Genomic DNA, 25,746 nt, shown 5'->3' with positions numbered 1-25,746 from the left:
CCGGTAGGGTCGGTTACCACCACAGGTCAAGGAGAAACAGGGTAATGAAGAATATCGCGATCAACGTCAGCACGAAGGCACCATTGCAGACAGTTAAGGACCCTGTGACCCGGGTCAGCATTCAGTGTACGGCGAAGGATGAGAAGGGCGAAGACGTGGAAGTGAATATTCTCGATCTGGAGCAGCACCACACCACCAACGAAATTAAAGTGACTTTTGGCGGCTCCCCCTCCCAGGCGCTGACCATGCTCAGCCGGGTGATGGACGTGCTGCAACAGCAGGCGGACGCAGAGCTGCAACTGAATTCTTACGCTCGTTTGCAGTAAACGTAAAAGGTGAATGATCCGTTTTAATAAGTACCTGCAAACCCCATGGATACCGATTTGACGAATGGCACACCCATTTATAAATCTTAACCGCCACTGAACAGGCAATAAACAGAGTTATTGTGAACTTACATCCGAGGGAAAATAGGTGGCTACCAGCTTTTAGGATGGTGATATTCAAATAACTGCAAAATTACGAATTAGCAAGCGTATTGTAGGGAATACATAATGGTAGAATAAGATATGGTTTTAATAATTTACAACGCTTAAATCCACATTCGTCCATATTTAATATTTATGGGAATTTAAAAATATATTCAGTGTAGGTTATTAGCTAGCAGGTCGAATTTTATATAATACCAAAAAACAGGAGGTATTATGAAAACCAGTCTGGCTTACGCATCTAATTGTTCCGACGCTCTCTATTCCTTTATTTACAAGGCACTGCAACAACGCTCAGGTGCCGAAAATGAAAGTCTCTATCAGCAGGCTATTTCAGCGTGCCGTACTCCGAAGCAAAAAAAGAAAATGGCCGGTTACTACGCCGGTCCGTGGCAGATGCTGTTTAACGCCTGGTGTTACAACCGCCTACCCAACATTGCCGTACTGCCCGTGTTGGCACAGCAGTGCTTATCCTTTTTGCAGTGCGAAGAACTGATCGCCGACTGGCACTAATCACATTATGTCCTGCTGGTGGATGCTGGCAGGTCTGGAGTACCTTTAAATGTACAGATATGACAGGAACCGGCAGTCGTTCAACCTGGTCAATGCGCTTCAGCCGGTCTATCGCAACAACGGTGGCGGTTTGTTTGAGTTCGACCGCAGGAAGCAACATGAAACGGCTGATCTCATCTTCGAGGCACTGACGTTTTCCCAGGCGCCCGAACTGGAGCTGGCGAAATTTGTCCGTCTTAAATCTGTGCGCCGAATTGCACAGTTTGACGACGGTGAAGTGCGCTATGGCGTTCACGTTGAACTGGCCGACGCTGTTGATAATAATTCCTTCAGAATTTTCAAAGATGATAATACAGGTGGATTTGATTTTTATTTATTTTCTACTTCAAATAATGAAGCAGAGCTTGTCCGCTTTAATCTGGATGTCTGTGGTATTCATTTACAGGACATTTTTGAACGGTCAACCGGCTTGTGTCTGTCGTACTGAATTATTTATTAAATATTTCACTTCAGGTTATTAGCCACGAAACCGGTTGTGGAATAATAATAAAAAACGACGAGGTGAAATATGAAAAATCTTAATATTCAGATTAACGACATCGCAGCAATTAACACACTTGGTGGATCAATGCTGGCGGATATCATCGCCACCCAATATAAAGTAATTGGTGATAACAAAGACACTGCGGAAATGCCTATGCCGTGTATTGCTTACGGGCAGACCCCTGCAAATATCGACCCAGGCGTCTTCATCAACCGTGTGTACTGCTTGGACAGTCAATCGCTAAGTGCCAGCCTGCGTTACGAGCTGTTTAACGGACTTGCGAACCAGGCGTTTACCTTCTTCTGCCAGTCGGGCTGGTACGGTGCATTCCGGGTGGTGTCTTTCCGTGATAACGGACCTGCCGGACTCCTTAATATCGGCATTGTCCATGAGAAGGTGTTAAACGAATTTTGCGCCGATTTTCCCCGGGCTAATGTCAGCGAAACCGGCTTTAACTGCGGCATGACATTTGACCAGATCCGGATGTTTATTTCAGACCGGGCCTATCAGATGCCGCTCTACAACAACCAAGATCACTTCGTTAAACTCGCGAAACGCCTTGTGGCCTGACACCCAGTGCCAGGCTCAGGCCTGGCCATTATGAAGGAAATGCCCATGAGCGGATTTTTCAGCAACGAATCACCGTTATCACTGGCTCAAGCCCGCGCCGTTGCCGCCGGTTACCAGAACGTCTTTATCGAAAACCTCCAGCCAGCAGGCCATTTCCAGATTGCCATCCGTAATCATCGCGACCACGATCGCCAGCTGATCTGGCGTAACTGGAATTATGAACCCGATGCCTATGATGCGCTCAATAGCCACCTGCAAAGCCACGGACTGAAGGCCAGCTGATCAGCACAAGAACCCGGTAACTCCGGGTTTCTTTTTATGGACTCAGCTGTCAGTGCTGGCAAACGGGGAAGGGAGTCTGGGTCTGCCCGGGGCCCACAGCTGGTGGTATAAGTCTGACCCGCATGCAGATGGTTTCGCCCGGTGCCGAGATGGCGCCGGGGAACTGAAAAGGTATCTTGCATCCGGAAAGAAATCGTCGTGACCTCCCGACCTGCGTGTAGATATGCCTGGCGGATGCCTGCGGTGTGTCGTCTGTAACTGAACTGAGCCATCTTAATTCGCGATCGAGAGAAAAGGGACGTGCTAGCAAAAATTAAGCGCGAGGGACTTTGATATAAATACTCAGACAATTAACGATGACTCACAGGATTTCACTGGTGCTTATGATTCTCCATATTGTTTTAACCCTCTATGTGGTTGTATGTCTTTTCTGCTGTCTATTTTTGAGAGCCCGTAATAAAAAGGCACTTTGCCATTCCCAGACCGAAGGGCGTCGGTATACGCAGGATAGTAAGAGAGGGGGGATTGCCGACGGAAATGGTTCCTTCTTTACCCCCGATACCTCAGGCGGTGATGGTGGATGTGGGGGTGGTGGTGACGCTGGTGGCGGATGTGGGGGTGGTGGTGATTGATGCTGTTCGCAGGCGTCCGCTGGTGGGGAGCTATCGACATTGGTAATTTTGACGGTTTTTTTCGTAAAGGTTGCGGCCGTGGGCTCTGGCTGGTGGGGCGTGAAGTCAGAGAATCTAAATTAAATCCGTCGTGCAGAAAAGTACCTTTTCTGAATCTGTCAGACGCATCCGGAAAGAAAATATCTCTCGGGGCAGCAAAGGCACGCCGGAGGTGATTTGCAGATTCAAGCGGGAAAGTCTATTTTTCATGCACCGAACCTATTTGGGCTGGGACGGAACCTGGTATAATGGACACATACAAAGGAGGGCATTATGAATACTTTTCTTTACGTACTGGTAGGCTGGATTGTCGTGCTGTATCTGGTTAATAAAGTGCGCGAAAAACGCAGCAAAGCGAAAGCGGTTAAAATCCTGGTGAAACGCAATGGCGTTTATCAAGAAGTGGATGCCGTAATGTTGCCCAAATACCAAGGCAGCGATGTGAGTACAGTTAAGACAGGCAATGAATCAGCCTCGCAATGGTTGAATAAAGAGGATGATATTACTGAACCGGAGTACTACAGTGGCGCTTCATTATTGAAGGCAACGAGAGATTTTGAAGCTCAACAAATGGAACAAAAATTCTAGCTACACTAGCCAGTTTTCACGACTAGGAACTGTTAGTTGAACCCTATTCATTCAGATTTAATAGGGTTGGACGGGAGGAGTTTAATAATGACAACGGCCAACGTAACCACCACTACTATCTACCGCTCCGATGATATTGTGCCTTTTCGTCGGCCACAGGGCGTTCTGGATAATCGTTATATGCCGCAGGCTTATGCTCTGGTACGGAACTGGGCCAGCAAACCAGCGGAGTACGGTTCTGGTGTTCTGGCAACCTACAGACAGGCGGTAGTTAATCTTGCGTATCAGGTTAAAGGGACTCGTGTGATTTTAATTCTGGTTCCCATTGAATGTGAGCCGGTTGGCGTAATCATGACTGACACAGTCTTATGGCCGTCGCTACCCATTGGGGAGGTCATGCAAATTATGCAGGAAGCATGGCAAAATATTCCGGTGTTGAATCCATAAAAAAGCCCCGCATAAATTAGCAGGGCTTTTTTTTACTTTGTCGAACCGAATATTTTACCCGGTAGATTCCGAAGAAAGCGCAAAAGGTTATAGGTAATACGCTGCTCCAATCGCATAGTTGTTTTGTATCTGGTGGTAACGTTGTGGATATGGTCCAGATCAGTATAAAGGCCAGGAGGCTTTCTCTTTAACTTCAGCTCCCCACGGATATAACTTACTGCCTCAGGCTTGAATACAGTTAACTGGCGCCGCTCAGTGACTTTCCGAACAAAATCACCCATACCCATGCAAAGCCAGTCTGGCTTCTCACCTTCAAACTTGCAGGGCCCGTTAATGATGACAACATTGATACACTCCAGTTCGCTGGCGCGTAATGTAGACTGAATGGCCTTGATGTGACCGTAGTTTTGCCTGAACGGGTTTTGTAACTTTAGTGTCCCTGACGATTTCCATTTTCGCCAGTGGCTTTCATCCAGCTTCCCATAGAGCTTTCCAGCATAGTTCTTCTGCTCGATGACGTAGAGCCCATGAGAGGCGATAAGGACGTGATCAATCTGCGTGGTGCCAGTGGCACTAACCGGCAGAGTTAAATCGCTCAGAAGGCCTTCTGCATCATCAGGAAGGTACGCTTCAATTTGCTTGGCCGTCCTGCGTTCAGCAATGGCTGACGATACGAATCCCATCAAGCAATAAAGCACAATGAGTACCAGGGCAATAATACTTATTGCTATCACCCGCCACGCCATCAGGATCACGTCCATCTTATTTCACCGTCGGATAGCTGGTGGCCTGAACAGAATCAAGTAACCGGGAGGTTGTGCCCGCCAGCGTTTCGATGTTGGTTGACAGGCTCATTAACATACCGAGCGCGGAGCGAAGCGATCGTTGCGGCTCGTTGTACGTTTTGAATGTAGTGGTCGAATACATTTGAGACAGACGCGAACGGACCTCGACTGGTGTCAGGTCACCGTCGATGAGACCGTACTGGATTGCTTGCTGCGTTGTCCATACCCGGCCGGAATACAGAGCGACAGCATTTGCCTCCGGGCGGCTAATTAGTTTGTTACCCCGGCCTTGCTCAACGTCCGAAATAAATTTTTCATGCATGGAATCCAGGATTTGCTTCTGCATAAAATCCCGGGTGGCCTCGGAAAGCGGATGATAAGGGTCGAGTGCAGCTTTAAATTCCCCTGCTGTGAGCGGCTCATTTTTAACACCGACCGTATCCATGACGCGGGACAGGTTCCAGTGATCCATTCGTATGCCGATCGAGCCGGTCAGAGCGCTGCTATCTGCATAAATGGCGTCAGCAGGGGACACGGCGTAGTAGCACGCTGAAGCACAAATGCCTTTGACGCTAACGATAATAGGCTTATAGCTGGTTTCCATATCGGCAATGAAACGGCCACTCCCGGCGGAGAGGACCTCCAGGGTATTGCGTTTCGATTGTTCGGCATTGATATCGTCCTGCGAGCGTGAAGCACTGGTATCACCCGTATTACGGGTCTTGCTTGCGGATTCCGCATGTGAAATACGTTCAATCTTCTGCTGGTGGCTTCGAAGTGCATTAATCTGGCGATAAATAATAATCGCGTCTGAAGGTCCGCCACCACCTGACTCCGCCTCGATAATGACAGCTTTGGCATGCGGGTTGTTGTACGCTTTTGCCAGTGCTGCGGCTATCACAGAACCGTCACCGGCCTCTGACCCGGTGCCCATTTCTCCCGATATGCGCACGACGGCAATATGATCCATTCGTCCTTCTGATTCCTGATACTTATCGTAAATATTAAAGGCCGAAACCCCTGCTGCTGCTAATGCCAGAAGGGAAATAACCACTTTTGAGGTGGTATGGATTCGGAACATCTTATAAAAACGGTCAGCGTTCTCATCAAGCGATTCTTTGATATTGGCAGGTGACTTCTTATTTTTACGGTTAAACATCTGACCACCTTATTACATAAGTTTTTGAAAGTTAGACCACAAGCGGTTGAGTGCAATTCCCAATATCAGCAATGCGACAGGGGGGAACAGTTGAGCGATATTGTTAAAAAGAGACATATTAGGCATTGAGAGGTAAACAAAGGTTAATGCACCAATTATCCAGAAGGCTCTGAACCAGATCCTGTAAAACTGAACGGTTACATTACCGAAAACGTAACGTTTTAATTTCCATTGATACATGCCGTCAGCGAGCATAGCAATTAAGTAAGGTGAAAACACAATCAGCCAGCCGAGTATCAGATTCCAGCGGAAAATGGACTGATAAATGAGCAAGGGGAGATTCTTTGCCACAGTGTAGTTTACCGATGACATCTTCTCTGCAACGTAATTCAGCCCACGCGCAGGTTTCGTCGTTTCCGGGATCAGTATCGTATTCAGATATTCGATCAGCTTATAGTCATTAATCAGAGTCGACAAAGTAGCTTCACTATTTGCAATAACCGACAACCACCGGTCATTAGAAATGAGGCTACGACTGGCGTTCACCTCCTGAGTGATTTGTTGCTTTAGATCGTCAGTATTCTGGAAGCCCAGACTATAAATAAGATAAAGCATCATCCCTAAAAAAAGCAGTCCTCTGATGAATACTGCCCGTGCAGAATTATCCGCAGCCATTTGCGTCCCTCCACTCCCTGAATAAGTCTAATCGGTCGCCATGGTCACGGTAGTGGCTTCGCCAGATTGTTGGCACACCCAGCAACCAGTGGTATTGCTGCGGGATTATGTGGTTGATCAGGCTGAACTCAGCCAGTTCCTTATGCTCCGGACTTTTCCAATGAATTTGACCGGGTTCAGGAACATAGACACAGGCTTTTTCCTTTGCAGCCTGACGGCTAAACTCAACAAAATTAATCCCCCAGGGCGTCCAGTGTCGGTATCTCCCGGTGATCCCTGTATTAAATACCGGGAGCGTTAGCATGGTGTCTGCGTAGGTTGAGATGACCTTTTTGCACACACAAGGGCTATCAATTTGCTCCCGGTCGAGGTGTGTTAATAGTGCCCGGTCCATAATGTGGTTGAACATATTGGCATACAGCCCGGTCGGGTCGGGCAGGCGGTCAATCGCCGAGATTAGTTTAAATTTGATACGAGAGAGAAACGCCGAGTCTTCTATGGTAAGAATGTGACTTAATGTGGTTTCAGGGTGAATGAGTGGCTTATTGCGTTGTACTTGTTTAAACGTGACGCTGTCAGGCAGCGTAATAAACGCCGATGCAGCACTCGTAAAATTGACAAAATAGGGAAGTAAATAACTCCCCAGCATTTTTGAATTTTTATCAACAAGGCGGCGGCGCTCTTCAGAATTGTCGAATGTAATGCGAAAACCAATAAATTTTCGCTGTCCGTCTTCGCTCGTAAGAAGAGACTGAACCCATTCATCACAAGGTCCCTGAGCTACGGACCAGTAACTTGTTTCATGGTCACCGTATTCATTGCTGGTGGACAGTTCCCCTTGGAGCAGAAAAAGCTCGGAAAGGATAATAGCCAGCGCTGATAAAGACTCAGCATCGTTGTCATGGCAAAATTGCCCCACAGATTTCAAAGCACCTTTTTCAATCCCTGCCAGACGGTCACGAACATCCTGCGAATCGGCAAACTTCAGGCCTAATGACTGCATACGCCGTTTAACAAGCGAACGGCTTTTACTGACTTTCAGAGATGAACTGAAAATTTGATTTTGTGTCAGAGTAATTTGCTCGTCCATCAATGCAATTTCCTTAGATGTTTATTTAAATAGTCTAAACCCACATTCTGACGCAAAGTTACTTTTCCGGCTGGTTTCAGGAACATCTCCAATAATGTTGTATTGGGTCTCATCGAGTTTTCACTTACGGCAATCGGGATCTGCCCGACGACTTTACGACCATCCTGAAGTCTGGCCACAATATGAAATTTTGGAACCTGGCCTAAAAGCTCTTTCGGAATACTTTCTTCCAGCGTTGTTTGCTTTCTTTCTGATATCGAACCAGAGAAGTTATTATGCGGCAAAGTGGTTTCTGATCCTGTCGTATACGTGACCATATTTGTACTAATTGGACTTTTACCAAAGTTTTCTACAACCAGCGTTTGCGTTGGGGTGTCGTTTACCCGCAGGCTAATGTAATTGTTACACAGACCCGTAATACGATTTGCAGTCTCAACGTTTGCTGCTGCAATAAAATCGGAAATGGTTTGCGTGCAAATAAACAATGCAATTTGTGCGGCACGACCCTGAGCGAGTAAGTTTATCATTGAATTGTTGATTGCGGAGTGTGCTTCGTCGACGAAAATACTGATCCTTGAATGTGAGGACATATCACCATCATCAGAGTTATAGCGACTACCCGCGCAGGACGTCAGGTCTGACATTATCAACTGCGAAATAGCCCGGGCGGATTCCGGGTTGGAAAGACCATCGAGCGAGATATAGAGAACACCTCCGGTACTGAATATTCCATCTGAAGTGACTATTTCACGCGAAGTGAGTGAATTAGGTGACGGCGAAAGCAATTCATTCAGTGGTTGTTCGGTCAGACGACTGAACAGCGGCATAATACCCGCTGTCATTTTTGACATGTGCTCAGGATCAGACAAAGAATAATCTACTAACCGGCCGACGGTATCAATCCAATCAATGGGCTCGGCACCTTCATAATTCAAGAAGTGGGCAGAAAACCATTCAACAAGGCGCTTAAAGCGGACTTGTAGAGTATCATTCGAAGAATATTTCACCTTTTCCATCCATACATCGGGCCCGTAGTGCCGTGCATAACAGCATTCCAGAACTTTTACGGTGAGGTTCAGGATTGCCATGTGGCTTTTCATGTTTTTATGAATGAGATATATCGACGGTTTTTTATCCGTGTAAGACAGACCGGTGATCACAGTTGAAACGAGAGCCTCGGCATATTGTACGAATGGGTTAACTTCCCCGGGAACCGAAACCAGACTAAGAAGGCGTGAGGTGAGGTCCGAAACATTGGTATAAGCGTTGCAGACATCAATACACACTGAAGAAGAAGGCTGGGCAGGGTGAAACTTATAAAATGGCAACCCAAGTTCCGCCGCTTCATCCATAAGTGACTGCCGCCAATCTGCGTCGTTCTTTGGATCAATAACCACAATGACGTGGCCTAAATGCAGCATACTGATGCTCAATAACCGCTGAAGGACTGTTTTACCGGTACCGACGTTTCCGGTAATGAGGGTATGGCCGAACCAGTTATCTTCGGTAACAAAAATTGGCGCCCGTTTATCAACAGCAAAAATGGCGTTACTGCCACCCATGGATCTGGCCATCGCCTCAAAATGCCGCGCTATGGGGTTTAGGGCAAATGGCAGGGCTATCTCTCTTTTATCGCTTGAGAGATTGGCAATTTGATACGCGCGATCTGCATGCTCGGGACCCCATTCAAAGCCGTTACAGAAGTAGGTTTTTCTGTCCGGTACCTGACGGTTGGATTTTTTATACTCTTGTACCAGCTGGCGGTACTTTCGCTCGTTAGAGAAAAAGTTACTTTTGTTGATCGACCTGAGCGATTTAAGGCTAATAAACATAATCTGGCGCTGAAACACGCGCCAGTGCGCCATCAAATAAGGGTATGCCGTTTTACAGCGGTACAAACAAACCAAAAGCATGAAGGCAGCGGTATACAAAATGATGGGGGCAATATTCAACCCATCTGATCGAAACCCCATAAACAGCATTATTATGGCGCAAATTAAAAGTACTGAGGCACTTCTGTACTCCAATATCGGCCTGTAAAAGTTTTCCTGGGCGTGCAGGTTGGTCCTTTTTGATTTTGCCATTATAGATTCCCTACATCTTTAAGTGTGTTAATGATTAACTCAATATCGACCTTTGCCCGGTCGGATGCGGCTACCAGAGTTGGCATGTTGAATGCGAAACATTTTGTATTGACTATGGCGCCGGAGGTGACCTGGTATTGAGGAAGCTGGTTAAAAAGCTCAGGCGCATTTAACTGCGTCCCGTATTTTTCAACACATGACTGGGTCAGAAAAAAGGTGTTCTGGGTCAAAACCATGAATCGGTTTTTCCGCTTTCTTTTAAACGACCCAGATAACTTAGTCAGAATGTGGTGAAGCATTGTGGCAATTTCGACGTATTCAAGTTCTGTAACTTCACCGCCACTTAGCAGGGTAAAATCTTCCAGTGTCTCCTTTTCTTCTGCACCAGGTTGGTCAACGGCAATAGGAGCCTGAACTGTGGCAGAGTTGGATCGATTAAAGGCTTCTTTCACTGGAGTCGTGACCGGCGGATTTTCATGCTTCTTCTCTGCTTGAGTGTTTACCGCAAACAGACGAGCCAGGGCCGGAGATAGATGGTTCGCTTTCTCCCCGGCGGGTTCCGATTTTATAGGGTCCTGTGATGACACAGGACTTGTTAAAATTACTTCTTTCCCGGTTGTATTGGGAGCTGGTGGCTCTCTGGTATCCTCAGGATCATTCAATTTACCGGGCGCAACGACCTGGTCTGTTTCATCATGGAATTCGGCGACATCGCTATTTTTCGCCTCAGGCTGGGGGGGTTCAACCACAGAGTTGTCGGCGACTATAAAGTCAGAATATGCCTCACTATCGCTATCTAGGGTTTCTTCCAGCAGGTGGCCATATTGCTCATACTCAGAAGCAGTGACGGTCTCCGGTTCGGAGTGGGCGTTAATCTGTTCAGCTACCGAATTGGCCTCTACAGCCTGGGGGGTATTCAGTCGCGCCGGAGGGAGATCAAGCGGTGTTTGTGGGGGCGAAACCGCTTCGTTTAATGATGGACTTTCAGGGATATCCAACGGCTGGTACATTGACGTATCAAAAAGCGACTTCAGCGTAGAAGTGGTTCGGGGTTCCGAGGTGCTCACCTGAATACCAGCACAGTTATCCCCCAGTTGTATCAGGCGTAGATTGTTTACGTCACGGACTATCCACATACCATCCAGTGATCCATCACGGTACGTCAGCTGGAAAAAGGGCCCATCACAAAATGCCGCCTCATCAATACCAGGGATTAACGCAATAGCAGCATCGAGATTAAGGTAAGGTACGGAATCAATATTAATGACTGCGTTGTGGGGCAGTGGGGCGCTCAGAAGCATTTCATGCAGCTGCTCGACCAGACGCATCTGACTCTGCTCTTCATGTTCCTCTACCCGTTCCTTTTCATCCAAGCCGCCTGTTCCGGCTGTATCTGTTGGCGTAGTAACCTGCGGATCAATAATATCGGTTGCTTTATCCGTGCCAGCCGCCTCCACACTTTCTGTGATGGCTTCAGTATTTTCACTGCTTTTACCGTTGACACTGTCGGCATCAGGGCCGTTCACGAGTTTGAGTCCGTATTGTGGAGTATCTTCAATGGCGTCGCTTACGGTGTCCGTTACTCTGGTAACAGACTCACGACCCGGGACCGGCCTTCTGTATTCTGTTACAGTTTTCTGTTCATCAATATAGATGAAATCTTTATTTGCATTAACGCTGAAGAGGCCCGGAACAGAATCCGGGATTTTATATGAGTCAAAAATTAACCCGATCCAGCGAAGTTTCAGGAGATTATAAAATTCCAGCTTACCGATACCGTTTCGGAAGATGCTGGCTATTTCATTTTCCGAGTATGTCCCGGGAATAAAATAATGAACCACACGCTCATCATCGTAAGGCTCAACATAACCCCGTTGAACCAGCGACTCTACTAGTACAGTTTTACCTGCATCCCCCTGTGGGAAGTTGAACTTGTGGGCCGCAAAATCACTAAGTACAAAGTCGAGGAAGGCGTTTTCATTGAGGTAAACTTCACCGTTTACAATAATGATGTGCATGGGTTTGGATTTATAGTTATTAATATTAATACTGGTGAAGTTATGCTTAATGGTACCTATTGCTCTTGCCGCAGCATCATTCGACCGCAGACCCATTATCGGGTCCCTCAATACATTAAGGTCAGTTCCCGTTGAATAATAATCTGAGGTTCTTACACATTTGGACAGAAAGTCATTGCCATCGTTATAGACATTCAGTGCCGTAACCATTTTTGCATAGACGCGCTCCTTTTTGACACGGTCGAGGAATGACATACAGACCGGATCTAATATTCTCTCAAGGAAAACGCTTGACCATATATTATGTTGGTTATGAATGCGTTTTCGCCAATGTATTTCATATTCGACAACATTGTTTTCACGTGCCCAGTCAAGCAGGCTTTGCGAGCTTGGCGCCCATGTTAAAGTTTCATTCAGATTCAGACTTACTATATCGAGGTCATATACCTTTCCGGCATCATGCACAAGGCCACAGATAAAAGCGGCATAGAGATATACTTTTCGGCGAATGACTTCTTCATCCTGATACCCAATTGGGCGCAATTCAGAATGATTGGCATTTTTTAAAGAAATCATTGCAACTTCCAGGCTATGTGACAACAATCCGCCAATACCATTATGGTGGTGGTTTTCTGAAGCAGGAAGTAAATGAATCCAACGGATGTATTCAATCAATGGTTTTAAAACCAGATTGGTGAAGGTAAAGGCATCCTCACGGATGTCTCCATCACTTATTGCCAGCATCATAGAGATTGAGTGCAGTTTATCTCTGTAAAGAGAAAGAATAGACTGCTCATTAAACGTTTGTATCCCAGCTGGCCGAGTTGGGTACTCAATGAATTTCAGGACTTCAAGATTCGGGTGATCCGGTACAGTGTATTTCTGATCCCCTATAATCTGAGCAAATGGTGAAAGACTCGAAACATCCTTCATCATTAACTCAGCCACATCATTCTCCCTACTGGAGAAGATGCCTAAAACTCTTTGTATACTTAGGAATAGCGCCCTGAAATTCATCAAATAATCCTTATTGGCGTTTACCAGATAGTTCCGCAGCAATATATGCCTGCACGCTTTTGTACTGTTTTACCTTTTCGATAAACTCATCAGGACTGTAAGAACCTTTTACACGGCGCGACACGTTAAGTGTTTTTTTGACCCGTTCGATATACATGTTGAGACTTCGGATAATATTGTGCGCCATTACGTTGTAATCGCTAACCGGCAGCTGACCCAGAGAGTTGAATTTATACATCTGGGTCAGAAGGTTGTTCATTTCAAAGATGTGCTTATAAAATCGCATCGTGTTCTGGTTGTTGAAGTTTAACTGGACAGATTCAAATCTGAACGGAGAAAACTCAGTTGATGAGAAGAATGGATCACTTTCATCAACCTTAATAGTGGCGATGTGGGCCTCCAGATTCTGCTTCATCAAATTGTTTTCGTCGTGCAATTCATTAAACCAGTCCTGAATTGCCTGCACCAATTCAGGGTGTTTTACCGCATTAACCGTCCTGAATAATGATGAAATAGCAATGCTAACATCATTAAAGCCTCTTATTACGGAACGATTCCGTGCCGTAAGAAATCGGTTAAAGTCTGGCGTGCCTGGAGTAATAGTTACTGTTGCCATGCCGTAATGTTCATTTTTACTTTGCGTGGCTCTTCGGCTATCTTCAGGAGTCTGAGAGGAGCGGGCATTTACATCAGGTGTCTTCTGCTTGCTTTCATTAATTGTTACGTCGGTCATTGTGCCACCTCTGATTTTGAGTATTTACGGATTTTGCGTCCCAGTTCGATATACGCAGTATGATAGAACTCAAGTAATTCTCTGTAGGGTTCTAGTACTCCCTCCGTTTTTTCGATCATTTCATATTCCCAGAAGGCATGATTAACAAAGCAGCTTTTCGAATATTTTCCGCTTTTCATCGCAGAAATCCGTTTCGACATATGACTGGGAGACCTGGTTTTAAACGGGCTGAACTTATGCCAGGTGATTGTAACTTTTTTGGCATTACCGATTAATTCAATTTTCGGCGCATACGAACCCAGATACTCACGCTTTAGCGTATTGTTAGGCCGGGGTAAATTAATCTCCAGATGATTCCGTTCTTTCCACTCGATCCAGTAATTTGTGCAAAGGTCTTCAGCTGCCTCCCGCAGAACCTCGATTTGTGAACGCATCAAACTGCGTGATAATTCTAGTGACTTTATTAGTTTCGAATTAGACATGTGACCTCCTGATGTGAAATCACTATACCGAAGTGGTTTTTATTTTTTTTTCACAAACAGGACTTTTTTCCGTGATTTTTATCGAGAATTTTGAGGTGGGGCTTCGGAGGCGTGAGGAATACAGATAGTGCGCAGCTCCAGATGAACACGGGAACGGCTGAGATGGGCGCATTTAAGCGCGGCAGAAAAGTAACTTTTTCTGCCATGGGTATTTTGAGACCGTGATCTGAAAAGTGCTGTTTTACTTACTAAGTTATACATATATCTAGTGCCACTTTTTAAACAAAAGTGACCCTATGTTTTTTGCGCATAGTGCCACTTTTAAAAAAAGTGACCCTATGTCTTGGCTACATAGGGTCACTTTTCACAAAGAAGTGACCCTATGTCGAGGCTTCATAGGACCACTTTTCGGCAAGAAGTGACCCTATGTAGTAGTCATGTTAATCAATCGGAAAAATATTCATCCTGAATCGCTTTTTTCGCTAATGTTATTGCCGCTTAATGCCGATAACGATTCGGGCTTTGCTATTTTTTTAAGCGATTAAAATTTCGTTAGCAAGCGCAGGGTTTTTTGATAAAATTCTGGTTAGTTTGGTCAAAAAGTGTTACAAGTAAGGCCAATGGATGAATGGTTAGTTTTAAGACTCAAATAGGCAGTATTAAAATTCCAAAAGTTACTTTTCATCATTCAAAAACCAAACTTTAATTTCATGTAGAAGATTAGTACAATTGTATTGACGCAAGGACAATCCGCACATGTCAGAATCAGATAACATAACGCGTAACCTACTCGGTAAACTATTACGTACCGAGATTTCGATTATTCGTAGTTACCGTGCATTCCTAATGTTATTGCCTATTCACGGATCTTCTATGTATCAAACAGGGTCTCCACTCCTGCAACGCCGTCTATTTGGAACCGGGTTTGGGGCAATGGCTGATAATGCATTCGAAGTTGAAACACGTCCCGGAAGTTTCCTCGTTCCACGTTCTTTAGGTAAAGAGATCTCGTGGGATAAATTTTTTATGGCCGTTGTTGATGGTGACACTAACGTTATCCGTGAATATGACAGTGACGATACTGACTTCGGCATTTACAATGCAGGGGAAAAAGTTACTTTGTTGAATGGGCAGGAAGATTGTTATAATCCGAGCAAAATTCAGCAGTTACGCTCCAAGTGTGTAGACATACAAAATGATTATTTTATGCAGATCTTCTTTATGTCAATGCTTGCACCTGAGTTTGTCAGTATATTTTTTGGATTAAAGCCTGCTACCGTAGATGCAATAAAAGATGTTGGTGTGTCATCACTCAAAGCAATTAACGATGTCGTTCTATTCCCACGAATAATTGCCTTTACACCGGGGTTGGGGGATGATAGTGCAACATTAAAATCTAAGGTGTTTGCCTGGGCATACGAATTATCTGCCGACATTCGTTTGGGTAAAGTTAGTGACGACTTAATGGAACTATTGCGTTACGACACTATGTTTACATGCCACCGTCAGGATGTGTTCAACTCTTTGGCAAATAAAGTGCTCTTGAAGGATTAATAAAAATGGCTAAAGTCGATCAAACTAAAGCTAACATGTTGTTGAGCGCTACAAAAACGATGTCACTTGGTGCGAATAAAAACTCAATAAGAATTCTTTATGGAAGCCATGTTGCAGAAAATATTGATTTCAGATCGGAACCTCAACAAAACGTTAAAAAAGGTATTCGAGGGTGGAGTCGTCGTTCGGATAACCGCAGAGCATTTTCTGCGGTTATTGATGTCGCGGTAAATTACTTCGGTTTTGATCCTATTCATCCGGAATCCAGCTTCCGCAATATTGACTTCAACCGAATCATGAGCGTGCTGCATAACCTTGGGTATTTCGTCTGCGCCCCTGAGGTCAATAAAATCATTGAGATCCTCACGTCAATGAAAGAAATAGAGGAACTCGAAACTTGTGCGAAATGCAAGCGGCCTTACATTGTCCCGTATACCAATGATACTCATTGCCCTCGGTGCAGATTGTCGTCAACGGTCTCTGCAATAGCGAGATATTCTCAGGAGGAGTTAGATTAGCTATTACTTTATGTGAGTGGTTTTAAGCTGAGACCAAAAATCTAAAGACTGCGTCGTCTTTATCTATTAAATCTTTGGCTTGCATACCGTTACACATGGTTCCTCATGTTGCTGTTTATTTTCAGACGGCTTCCGTTCTGACGTATCTAAAACATACTGTGTTAAATATTACTACCATCCGTATTTTTTTGTCTGCTCTATCCTTCCAACGTTCATTTTCTGTAAGTATAACTAACATGAATTGCCATTCTTTGATTCATTACGGTCTTTGAAAAGTCCAGATTTTATGATGCGCCTGCCAATTTCGTTTCTTATAGGTATTCAATTAAGTATAAATTCCCTTATGCGTTAACCAGCAAAGTACGGGGATCGTTCATAATCTGGATAGTGTTGTCTGAATGACAACGCGAATTTGCATTACTGTACCGTCATATAATTAATCCATTTCTCTCTTACAGACCATGTCTTTACCGGGACACTGTGTTGAACTGTCGTTTTTGGGGCTTTGTCGGCGTCACATTTCTGGTTTTTTAACGCATGAAATCTACTCCGTTATCGAACTCCCGGTGATTTTTTTTATGCCATCATACCTCTATTCCATGAGGAGATCGGTGAATGACTCGATTAACGTTACTGCCTTCAAAGATGTTAGTGCTGATGTCTTTGTTTATAACTGGCGTCCATGCAAATGAAGACCAGACCCTTATCAAAGACACCCCATTTGTGTCAGGACAAGCCTTTAAGAAAGGTTTTTTCTGGTATGACGACCCAGCCCGGAAAACTGAGGAAGAAATTAATGAGACTACGCCTCCTGTTGCATCTTCGTCCCAGCCAGTACAAGAAGAAAAGATTGATCTTAATTCAAAGTGGCTAAAGGACAATATGCCCCGGCTTTTGACTCAGGCAATGGATAATCCGACCCCTGAAAACTTATCGAGGTTTTATACAGCGCAACGTTTAATGTTGGATATCGGTACGCGATTTTCGGATAAGTCGAAAGATTATTTTCTTAAAAATCCAATGATGTCTGAAAAACGAAGACAGCCGGTTGAGAAGGTTGCCTTGGATGCACATCGTACGGTTGTGGAAAAAAACCAGCAGACGGTAATGAAAGATATTTTCACAAGATCCGGGCTCTTTTTCTTTTTCCAGAGTACCTGTGAGTTCTGCCACGAAGAAAGTCAAATCCTCCAGTTTATGCAGAATTACTATTCGGTCGACATTCTCCCTGTCAGCATGGATGGCAGACCATTACAAAATGGGTTGTTCCAGGATTTCTCTGTCCCTAATGCGCAGATTATTGATCAATTCAAAATCCGCGAAGTGCCAACTATTTTCCTTGTGTCGAAAGACGGGTCATCAGCGCAACGAATTAGCGAAGGTATGATCACTGCTGAGGAGCTCAAGAATACTATTATTCTGGCTGCAAAGGGCATGAACCTGATTGATGATGCCTCATTCCAATCCACGTTAGATATTAAGCGCCAATATACCATTGGTGAGGATGGCGTAATTACAGTGAATAAATCAGAAATGGAATCTGACCCGTTCTTATTGCAACGAATAATGGACCAGAAGTTGGAAGGGTACGATATGCCTACAGCGGACCCTGTGAACTACTTGAATGTTGGTGGCAGTTTAGGAGGCCCATATGCGCGCTAACCTCCATGTTTGTGCAAAAAAGTTACTTTTGTCGTTAGCCGTTTGCACGGCGATGATTGCACCAAATGCCGGTGCCGATAACGCCATGCGTAATATTTTTAATGGAATGATGACGACAACCAGCCCGGCCAGTTTTGAAACGGCCACCCGTACCGGTGTGGTTGGCGGCTCTTTTTCCTACCGCACAACAAACGTGAATACCAATTTAGTTTCAATGTCTTTCCCCAAAGCTTCCGTCGGCTGTAACGGCATCGATGTTTTCCTCGGTTCATTCAGTATGATTAACGGAGATCAGTTGGTGCAGGTTGCTCGCGGTATCGCGCAGGGGGCCGCGATTTATGCATTTAATGTCGCGGTATCGGCAATCTGTGCTGACTGTGCTGCGACTATTAATGATATCCAGAACAAATTGCAGGCGTTGAACAAATTTGCCAAAGATTCCTGCAACGCTACTTACTCGTTTCTTTCTGAAAATGTTGGACCACCCAGCCAGTATGCGAATGCGGTCAGTTCCGGCCCAGCTTCAATGCTTGGTACTCTTAATGGATTGTTGCCTGATTTCGGTTCATCAATGACCAAGTCGCCAGAAACTGTGACCTCCCAGGTAAAAGCAAAAGACCCTGAAGAGTTTGCTGAAAAATTCAGTGGAAACCTTTTCTATATGTCATTTATGGACATCGATAAAGGTTCTATGAATATCGGTGGCGTGACTGAATTATCTGGCTACAAACTCGCAGAGCAGCTGATGTCGCTTGTCGGCACTGTGATTATCAACTGGGATGCTAAAGGTGAAAAAGCGGGGATGGAAGTTCGTCCATCGACGATGACGGTATCGGATTTCATCATGGGTCCTCCGGCTGGTGGCTCCATAAAAATGCTCAAATGTTCGCCTGTACCCGATCCTGCTTCAGCGAGAAAGTCGCAATGCCTGGTTATGTCTGAAGTGATGGATGGTGGTTTCAAAGGACTGAAGGATACGATTTCAGACCTCCTAATTCAGGTTCAAACAAAGGCAATCAGCGATGTCAGGATCTCTGATGATGAATTACGCATTATTTCTTATATCGGCATCCCAACAATTCTTGATTCTCTTCAGACTTTTGATGTCCCTGAAGGCTATGCCTATATCCAGGATATCAGTGCAATAGCGGCCACCAGCCTTGTCATTAACATGCTTCGGCAAGTTGAAGCAAAGATCAGCGCTATGAATATCCCCAGTGAATCACTTTCCGGACGGCGGCAGGACCTGACTCGGTTATCTGAAAACCTTAGCAATCAGGTAAAAGCAGCTTACGAGCTCACCCGTAGCCAGGTAGGTAACAGCTCTGATGTCATTTCAGCATGGGATGATCGCCGATTAAAGAGGAAGGCGTTCATGGAAAGTCTTCGTGGCACAGGTAACTGAGGTCTGATATGGATTACAACATCTATACAGTAGGTGATATCGAGTTCGTGTGGTCCGCCCTTAACGGGATTGCCCTGATTTTCTCACAATATACCGGTGTAAAAGCATTTCTCACCACGGCAGCGGTGCTGGCTGGAGCCAGCCTGTTTTATAAAACATGGCTTTGGCTGTTGAACCCGACAAAAGCAGAGGTGCCGATATTTTCATGGATTCTTGGGCTGATTCTTTTTTCGATGGCAATAGTACGCGTGGATGTGACTATTGAATCGGTTAAGTCTGGTGAAGTGAGAAATGTCGATGGTATTCCTGTTTTTATCGCGGCGATGGGAACTGTAACCACTAACCTTAGCCAGGGCCTACTCAAAGACTATAAAACGGCGTTTGATCCGCTGGCGCCGATCGACTTTGCCGCAACCACGCTTGATGATGACATTACTCTTGGCCCGATGATTCGCTTCGTTAAATTCTTACAATGGGGCGGGGACAGCCAGGGGTATTGTTCAGCGTTCCCCGAACCAGTTAGCGGATTAGGTGCGATGAACGTGTGTGCGACAGTGCAATCACTGGCCTATAACTGCCTCAAGGGAACACAAAACTCAAGCGCGAAAATCGCTGGGAAAGAAACCATTTTTAACGATATTTTCTCTTCAAATGTCGCGGAAAGCATGGAACGCATTAATCAGGCGATGAAAGGTTCGCTGAAGAACGCATCTGCTAACATCGTGGGTGTGAATAGTTCAAAGTCAGCGACTTGTGAAGAGGTCTGGTCGACCGTTAAACAGGTAACGAGCACCCCGGAGGCTCGACAGACGATTGCTTTGATTGGGCAAACAAACGGTATTCTTACCCCAGAAGAGGCGGGCGGTGCCGCATCCGGATCGAGCTTCACGGATGTAATGGCGTCGGCGAACGGCATGTATGGCAAGGCGATTGGCGCTTATGACGCGACGCTTTCTTTGTTCATCATGAATGAGCTACGTAATGGTGCCAGTAAATACAAAACCCCACTTGGTCTGGCCTCGGATATGCAACTGTTTGAGGCATCATTAAAACGTACGAATACCATGGCATCTCAGGGGCAGCTCTGGCTGCAATTATCTGGTGCGGCAATTGCGTTTCTTGAAATGTTTGCGTACATGGTTGCTCCGTTTGCATTGCTCATGCTGCTTGCACTCGGCGGAAACGGTGTTGCCGCAGCGGCAAAATATCTTCAGTTGATTCTCTTCGTTAATATGTGGCCGATTACTGCGGTGATGGTCAATGCCTACGTGAAGAAGGTGGCAACAGCGGATCTTGATACATGGAGCACACTGAATAGTCAGAGTAACGCGGTGACTTGGATGGGCTTACCAGGGCTTGCCGAAACATATAGTTCTTACTTATCAGTTGCATCAGCGCTCTATGCTCTTATCCCAGTCCTGACGCTGTTCCTGATGACGCAATCCATTCATCCAATGATGAATGCGATGAAAGGAGTTACGCCACCCGCACCTGTGGACTCCAGCCACCTCACGCCGAAAGTGTGGGATGCGCCAAATAGCGGAAAATCATCATTTGGGGATGTTAATCGTACAGCACTGACAAGCACCGGGCAGGGGTTCAGCGGTGGCGGGGCCATGGACTCCAGTAACTTCCGACTCGGTACGTGGAATGCAGGTTCAAGTATCGCGTCAAGCCAGGGACAAGGGGCGGCAATGACCTCATCAGTCATGAGTGCAGCAAGTAATTCATTCCAGCAGGCCTACAATCAGATGAGTGAAGTTGGTCGTTCGGGGCAATCGGGCCAGCAATTTTCCTCGAATCTGCAAAACTTGAAATCATATACAGACCAGGCCGGTGCAAACGTCGCTAATAGCGTAGGGGCGAAGCACGGAATTAATTCGCAGCAATTAGCTGGTGTGGTGTCAAACCTTCTCCTCAATGGAAGTTTGGGACTTGGTGGCGAGGAAAAACTTGGAAAAGGGGGGGCTGGGGGCATAGGTCAGAAAGTGATGGATTCACTAGGTCTGAAAGCATCGGGTACCGTTGGTTCAGGGATCTCAAAATCGAATTCAGGCAGTGATAGCCTCTTAACTGATTTGAATAAAGCTATTACGACTCAATTGTCAGAAAACTCAGGACTTTCTGAACAAATGAGTAAAGCGGCTTCTCAGGTAAACAGTGATCAGTTTGCACAGACCAATGCATTCAAAGAAGCTGCATCAAAAATGAACCAGGCAACACAGACAATGGCCGAAAATCTGTCGACGTCACTTTCAACGAACGCCAGCGCTAATACCGGCATGACACTCGACTCAAGACAGTCTGTCAACCTAGACAGATTCTCCGATTCTATTCGTAATAAAAACTTCAGCGATGATGATGTGCGTAATTTTGCACGGAAAAATGGTCTTGATGAGAATGCGTTTATGGATAAATTCAATTCTTACAATGACACATTTAAGGCCAGCACTCAGTTGGGATCACAACTCCAGCGAACTGATGCGCTGGTGGCAACGACACGCGACTTTAGTGAGCAAAAAATTGCGATTGATACTGCCAGGGGTGAAACGGCTGAGAGCAATAAGCAGGATCTGCGTGAGACCTCCAGCCTGCTTAAAGGGCTGGTTGCTGACTTCGGCGGTAACGCTCAACAGATGCTGCCAATTACCAATCAACTTGACCGAATCACTGGTGATGCATCGGGTATTAATACCATTGCACAGGCGCAGGAGCGCACACCAGACCATGTAGATACCTCCGGCGTAATGAGTGCCGATCGTGTTGCTGACGTAGGGCAAGGTCTGGATGCTCAGGCGAAAGCTGGATTGGCACAGAACCAGCAGAATGCTAATCAACATATTGGCGGACAAACCGAATCAGGTGTTACGCCGTACAATGTGGGCTCGGTCAGTAAAGAAGATATTCAGGGCATTCATAAAGGTAATGTAGCTAACTCCTATAGCGAAGAAAACCAAAGTGTTCTCTCGTCGTTGGATAAGAATACCCCTGTAGTGACTAATGAGACCGTGGGAAGAATTCAGGGGGCTGGGCAGGACGTTAAGAACGCCAACCAAACTTTCGACCAGCTTCAAACTGGTATAGGCGGCAAGCATGCTACTTCAGGCATGGGTAATACCAGCGAAAAACTGAATTCTATGTACGGAGATAGCCAGATACGCGGGATATCAAACAACCTCCCGAATTATTTTGACAGGGTTGCAAATGACCCAACCAAAAAGCCGGATGACAAACGGGCGGAGCTGGCCGCACAAGCCGTGTTTACCTATGGGGCCAGTACAATGGCAACCGGCGCTGAGAAAGAACAACTGAAAGCGGATACTCAAAGCCTCCTCACCGAGCTGGGTCACTACAACGTTAGCTGGGGGATGAATGATCTCCAGAGTATCCATGAAGGTTTCAACATGCACAACAAGGCTTCAGGCTCTCTTGATTCAGCAATAAGGGCGAATCTTGGTGAAGGCGGCTCTGGCGGCGGGATCGTTGGCCAACGAACCCAAACCACGATTGATACCCTTGCTGGTAATAAAATTGAGTCCAATACAGAACGTAGTGTGATTGGCAGTACGCTTTTATCGGGCCAGGAGAGTGTTGCCAGAGGGCTTGACGTTATCGGAGCAAAACCCGTAAACGACATGCTCTCAGGTATTGGGGTCCTGACTACGCCCGCATCTTTGGCAAACGATGCAACGAATCCGGTAAATATGCCGAGTTCGTTATTGGGCAAGGTTGGCAACCACCTGCAAATGTCAGATGGTCTGAGCGCGGTGACCAGCCGTTATAAGGATATGGGAAGTGATGGGATCAAGACGTATGAGAGTGCATCACAAAACTCAGAGCGTGCGATTCGTCAGCAACTGACCGATGATCCACGCTTCGGGTCGGATAAAGCAGATGCGTTCGTTAACTTTATGAAGTCAGACCTTAACAATACAAACGAACCGTATCAGTCGAGAATAGAGAGAGCTGAAAACTGGCTGAATGATAATAAGAAGTAGGAGTGAATACTGACTGATAAAAGCCGTGCTCTTTTTGGGCACGGCTTTTTTATGCCTGCATCCGGGGAAAATAACTATTCACGGCAGTGCTATTCAAGGTAAACCACGAATCTGAGAAAAGTACACCGGCTAACTGAGCATTGGATAAGGTTTGTTCAGTTTTAAAACAATGGTCAAACAGGATACTATCTTAATCACGATTCAAATTCTCTTTCCAAATCCAGTTCACTCGCCACCCTAAGAAACGTGAATGCTTACTGGCCTAAATTAAAGTTGAGGAAAAAGTTACTTTTCTGATCGACTGATGCAGTGTTTTTGGTAGATGGCGAATCATGGTTTTTTTTGACGGAGTGTGTGGAAAAGTTACTTTTTTAATAAAAACGGGCCATCAGTAGGTTATATCTGGCTATCAGATCCGTTATGTCCTTTTCTTTAACCCCCGTGTAATAATCCGTACGGATCAGGTGCGGATATTCTGGCGGAAACAGGGTCGTATCGTCATCAAGGCAGATAAAGGCTTTTACCTGGTGCCTGGCCACGAATTCTTCACATTCAGCTGCACGTACCCCTATTCCCCCCGAGGGTAGACACAGGGATGGGGTTGCGCCAATTACCCGGTCTCTGTACGGCGAGCGGAAAAGTGACTTTAGGTAGGTAATACTCCCGCATTCTCTCCATGAACTTGATATAACGATGAACATTGAAGGACTTGCATCAAGTAACTTCTCAATCAAATACATCCGTTCGAAAGATTCATTCTGACATTTGTGGATTACACCATCAAAATCCAGGAAAAGAACAATATGGATTAATGGCAGAGGTCCCCATAAGCCAGCTGTTGATTCATCCTGAGGCAAGATCCCGTCCAAGTCTTTATTTCTAAGCTTCTGTGGAGAACAGCGTATCTTGCACAGGAATTCGTATATTGATTGGAGCATACCTAACCTCTTTCACGGGACAGTTTCACTCGCTCAGTGATGAATTGTTCACAGCCACGTAAAACAACTAAACAATAAATTGGAGAGTAGGGGGGTAATTTACTCCGGAACATTTTTTACAATATGTCCGTTGTACTGGGTCTTTGGTTGCGTCCACTGATATAACTCGTCCATGCCATTCCGGCCCTGAATCCGGCGATTGTATTTGACCATGAAGTTAAAGATATACCTCGCCCGGACCTTAGGGGTTTTGCTGTTGTAATCGGCAATCCCTTCAAATACATTACCATTTCGGTCTACAATTTTCCGGTAAAGCCACCAGGTACCTACCCAGAAACTGGCACAGGCGTCATAGGCCAATACCCGCCAGGTAACAGACGGAAAGTGGCCACGTATTTCCGGCAGATTGGACGAATTGATCTGCATAGGTCCAATATCATAAGTGCCATTTTTATTCCGGCTGAACGTTCCCACTTTTCCGCCTTCATTATCAAAAAGCGTAAAGACCAATTCTGCATCAATCCCGAAAAAGCGGGAGGCATCGGTAATGCACTGTGTGTAGACTTCAACAGGAACGGGAATAGGTTTCACATCATCTGCTGGTGGTATAAACACGAGATAATCTCCACTGGAATTACATACTGGATATTCTCCCACATCGCGGGCTAAAAATTTTTACTATAGGGAGGGAATTTTGTCCCTTAAGCGAATTTGGAGGATTTTTTCGCATGATAGTATTAATGCTCCATTAAAGGAGCTGAAATGAATAAGACTATCAAGGCATCATTCTTATTACTGGCATCTTGTACGGCCTTTAGCATGAATGCCCAGACAGTGAAAACTGACGTGCTTCCTGATGCAGCACTGAAGAAATTAAAAGAAGTTGGGCTGTCCATCGAGCATATTGAACCATCCCCAGTAAAAGATATTTATACCGTGATTTCAAGAGAAGGCGTGAGTTACGTCAGCAAAGATGGTGATTACATTTTTACCGGGAGCTTGTTTCATGTTAACGGCAAAGATGTGGAGAATACAACGGAACAGGCGATACTGAAAGGCGTCAGGGAGTTTGCTGCTAAAACAAAATCCATAGAATATAAGTCGGCGAATGAAAAATATCGCCTGGCGGTGTTTACTGATATAACCTGCGGGTATTGCCAGAAACTACATCATGATCTTCAATCCTATCTCGATGCCGGGATCTCAATAAAATTCCTCACTTTTCCGCGTGCAGGCCTGAACTCCGTGGTCGCGGGGAATATGGCAAAAATCTGGTGTGCGGCCAAACCTAATGATGCGCTGGATGCTGCAATGAGCTCGATATCAATCATTCCGGAAGGACGGCCTGACGCGGCCTGCCTCGATATTATCAAATCGCATTTCCAGGTTGCTTCAACTATTCCGCTTCAGGGTACGCCAACCATGGTAACGCTGTCGGGTAAACCTCAGTTGTTCACCGGCTGGTTGAGCCCGGAAAATCTGGTGACCCGCATGGGCACCGCACAAAAGTGACTTTTCACGACTG

At 45.7% G+C, this 25,746-nt stretch carries 24 protein-coding genes; 14 read left to right on the top strand and 10 right to left on the bottom strand.

All coding sequences use genetic code 11. The features are described from left to right. Window positions 1-44 precede the first annotated feature (44 nt). From SK33_RS24770 to SK33_RS24735, 8 genes are all read left to right on the top strand, one after another. Window positions 45-326 carry a hypothetical protein gene (locus tag SK33_RS24770; protein ID WP_032610475.1) on the top strand — a complete coding sequence of 94 codons (282 nt, stop codon included), beginning with the start codon at window positions 45-47 and terminating at the stop codon, window positions 324-326. A gap of 378 nt (window positions 327-704) precedes the next feature. Next, the gene (locus SK33_RS24765; RefSeq protein ID WP_032610474.1) at window positions 705-1,001 is read left to right on the top strand and encodes a hypothetical protein; all 297 of its coding nucleotides are present in this window, start codon (window positions 705-707) and stop codon (window positions 999-1,001) included. Between the two features lie 49 nt (window positions 1,002-1,050). Then, window positions 1,051-1,488 (top strand): hypothetical protein, encoded by a 438-nt coding sequence (locus SK33_RS24760; RefSeq protein ID WP_015063013.1) that lies wholly within the window; start codon window positions 1,051-1,053, stop codon window positions 1,486-1,488. A gap of 81 nt (window positions 1,489-1,569) precedes the next feature. Continuing rightward, complete coding sequence (locus SK33_RS24755; protein WP_032610473.1) at window positions 1,570-2,115, top strand: hypothetical protein; 546 nt, start codon at window positions 1,570-1,572, stop codon at window positions 2,113-2,115. 45 nt (window positions 2,116-2,160) lie between these two features. Further along, a complete protein-coding gene (locus SK33_RS24750) occupies window positions 2,161-2,397 on the top strand; it encodes a DUF905 family protein (RefSeq protein WP_032610472.1) in 237 nt (78 codons plus the stop codon). 537 nt (window positions 2,398-2,934) lie between these two features. Continuing rightward, complete coding sequence (locus SK33_RS24745) at window positions 2,935-3,075, top strand: hypothetical protein (protein ID WP_154591402.1); 141 nt, start codon at window positions 2,935-2,937, stop codon at window positions 3,073-3,075. Between the two features lie 266 nt (window positions 3,076-3,341). Continuing rightward, window positions 3,342-3,656: a hypothetical protein gene (locus tag SK33_RS24740; protein ID WP_015063011.1), complete on the top strand. Its 315-nt coding sequence runs from the start codon at window positions 3,342-3,344 to the stop codon at window positions 3,654-3,656. A gap of 87 nt (window positions 3,657-3,743) precedes the next feature. Next, the gene (locus tag SK33_RS24735) at window positions 3,744-4,103 is read left to right on the top strand and encodes a hypothetical protein (RefSeq protein WP_015063010.1); all 360 of its coding nucleotides are present in this window, start codon (window positions 3,744-3,746) and stop codon (window positions 4,101-4,103) included. Between the two features lie 32 nt (window positions 4,104-4,135). Here the strand turns inward: SK33_RS24735 and SK33_RS24730 are convergent, their stop codons facing one another. The 8 genes from SK33_RS24730 to mobI are packed head-to-tail and all read right to left on the bottom strand — an operon-like array spanning window position 4,136 to window position 14,146. After that, the gene (locus SK33_RS24730; protein WP_015063009.1) at window positions 4,136-4,864 is read right to left on the bottom strand and encodes a nuclease-related domain-containing protein; all 729 of its coding nucleotides are present in this window, start codon (window positions 4,862-4,864) and stop codon (window positions 4,136-4,138) included. 1 nt (window position 4,865) lies between these two features. Further along, window positions 4,866-6,047 carry a S49 family peptidase gene (locus SK33_RS24725; protein WP_032610470.1) on the bottom strand — a complete coding sequence of 394 codons (1,182 nt, stop codon included), beginning with the start codon at window positions 6,045-6,047 and terminating at the stop codon, window positions 4,866-4,868. Window positions 6,048-6,059: 12 nt separating this feature from the next. Further along, window positions 6,060-6,722 (bottom strand): DUF4400 domain-containing protein, encoded by a 663-nt coding sequence (locus SK33_RS24720; protein ID WP_015063007.1) that lies wholly within the window; start codon window positions 6,720-6,722, stop codon window positions 6,060-6,062. Next, entirely contained in the window at window positions 6,709-7,812 is a 1,104-nt protein-coding gene (locus SK33_RS24715) for a hypothetical protein (RefSeq protein WP_015063006.1), read from the bottom strand. Before SK33_RS24715 ends, SK33_RS24720 begins: the two co-directional genes overlap by 14 nt. Next, window positions 7,812-9,896: a conjugative transfer system coupling protein TraD gene (traD, locus tag SK33_RS24710; RefSeq protein ID WP_015063005.1), complete on the bottom strand. Its 2,085-nt coding sequence runs from the start codon at window positions 9,894-9,896 to the stop codon at window positions 7,812-7,814. Before traD ends, SK33_RS24715 begins: the two co-directional genes overlap by 1 nt. Then, window positions 9,896-12,931, bottom strand: coding sequence for a MobH family relaxase (gene mobH / locus SK33_RS24705; RefSeq protein ID WP_015063004.1), 3,036 nt, complete (start codon window positions 12,929-12,931; stop codon window positions 9,896-9,898). Before mobH ends, traD begins: the two co-directional genes overlap by 1 nt. Before the next feature lie 10 nt (window positions 12,932-12,941). Next, the gene (locus SK33_RS24700) at window positions 12,942-13,664 is read right to left on the bottom strand and encodes a hypothetical protein (protein ID WP_015063003.1); all 723 of its coding nucleotides are present in this window, start codon (window positions 13,662-13,664) and stop codon (window positions 12,942-12,944) included. Continuing rightward, window positions 13,661-14,146 carry a conjugative transfer protein MobI(A/C) gene (gene mobI / locus SK33_RS24695; protein WP_015063002.1) on the bottom strand — a complete coding sequence of 162 codons (486 nt, stop codon included), beginning with the start codon at window positions 14,144-14,146 and terminating at the stop codon, window positions 13,661-13,663. Before mobI ends, SK33_RS24700 begins: the two co-directional genes overlap by 4 nt. A 756-nt stretch (window positions 14,147-14,902) precedes the next feature. Between mobI and SK33_RS24690 the strand changes: the two genes are divergently transcribed. The 5 genes from SK33_RS24690 (at window position 14,903) to SK33_RS24670 (ending at window position 23,283) form a co-directional block, all read left to right on the top strand. Beyond that, window positions 14,903-15,700 carry a hypothetical protein gene (locus tag SK33_RS24690; protein WP_015063001.1) on the top strand — a complete coding sequence of 266 codons (798 nt, stop codon included), beginning with the start codon at window positions 14,903-14,905 and terminating at the stop codon, window positions 15,698-15,700. A 5-nt stretch (window positions 15,701-15,705) separates the two neighbouring features. After that, window positions 15,706-16,218 (top strand): hypothetical protein, encoded by a 513-nt coding sequence (locus SK33_RS24685; protein WP_015063000.1) that lies wholly within the window; start codon window positions 15,706-15,708, stop codon window positions 16,216-16,218. Between the two features lie 615 nt (window positions 16,219-16,833). Beyond that, on the top strand, window positions 16,834-17,880 hold the full coding sequence (locus SK33_RS24680; RefSeq protein ID WP_015062999.1) for a thioredoxin family protein: 1,047 nt from the start codon (window positions 16,834-16,836) through the stop codon (window positions 17,878-17,880). Continuing rightward, window positions 17,870-19,285 (top strand): IncHI-type conjugal transfer protein TrhH, encoded by a 1,416-nt coding sequence (trhH, locus tag SK33_RS24675; RefSeq protein ID WP_015062998.1) that lies wholly within the window; start codon window positions 17,870-17,872, stop codon window positions 19,283-19,285. The genes SK33_RS24680 and trhH overlap by 11 nt, the downstream gene beginning before the upstream one ends. Before the next feature lie 8 nt (window positions 19,286-19,293). Beyond that, the gene (locus SK33_RS24670; RefSeq protein WP_015062997.1) at window positions 19,294-23,283 is read left to right on the top strand and encodes a conjugal transfer protein TraG N-terminal domain-containing protein; all 3,990 of its coding nucleotides are present in this window, start codon (window positions 19,294-19,296) and stop codon (window positions 23,281-23,283) included. Window positions 23,284-23,654: 371 nt separating this feature from the next. On the opposite strand, the gene SK33_RS24665 is transcribed toward SK33_RS24670, so the two are convergent. Both SK33_RS24665 and SK33_RS24660 read right to left on the bottom strand, forming a co-directional pair. Then, window positions 23,655-24,221: an HAD domain-containing protein gene (locus SK33_RS24665; RefSeq protein ID WP_015062996.1), complete on the bottom strand. Its 567-nt coding sequence runs from the start codon at window positions 24,219-24,221 to the stop codon at window positions 23,655-23,657. Window positions 24,222-24,320: 99 nt separating this feature from the next. Next, window positions 24,321-24,836: a lytic transglycosylase domain-containing protein gene (locus SK33_RS24660; RefSeq protein WP_032610469.1), complete on the bottom strand. Its 516-nt coding sequence runs from the start codon at window positions 24,834-24,836 to the stop codon at window positions 24,321-24,323. Between the two features lie 147 nt (window positions 24,837-24,983). Between SK33_RS24660 and SK33_RS24655 the strand changes: the two genes are divergently transcribed. Then, on the top strand, window positions 24,984-25,733 hold the full coding sequence (locus SK33_RS24655) for a thioredoxin fold domain-containing protein (RefSeq protein WP_032610468.1): 750 nt from the start codon (window positions 24,984-24,986) through the stop codon (window positions 25,731-25,733). Window positions 25,734-25,746: the final 13 nt, after the last annotated feature.

This window comes from Citrobacter sp. MGH103 (assembly GCF_001034475.2).
Lineage (GTDB): Bacteria > Pseudomonadota > Gammaproteobacteria > Enterobacterales > Enterobacteriaceae > Citrobacter > Citrobacter freundii.
This window is presented reverse-complemented; position numbering and strand designations above follow the sequence as displayed.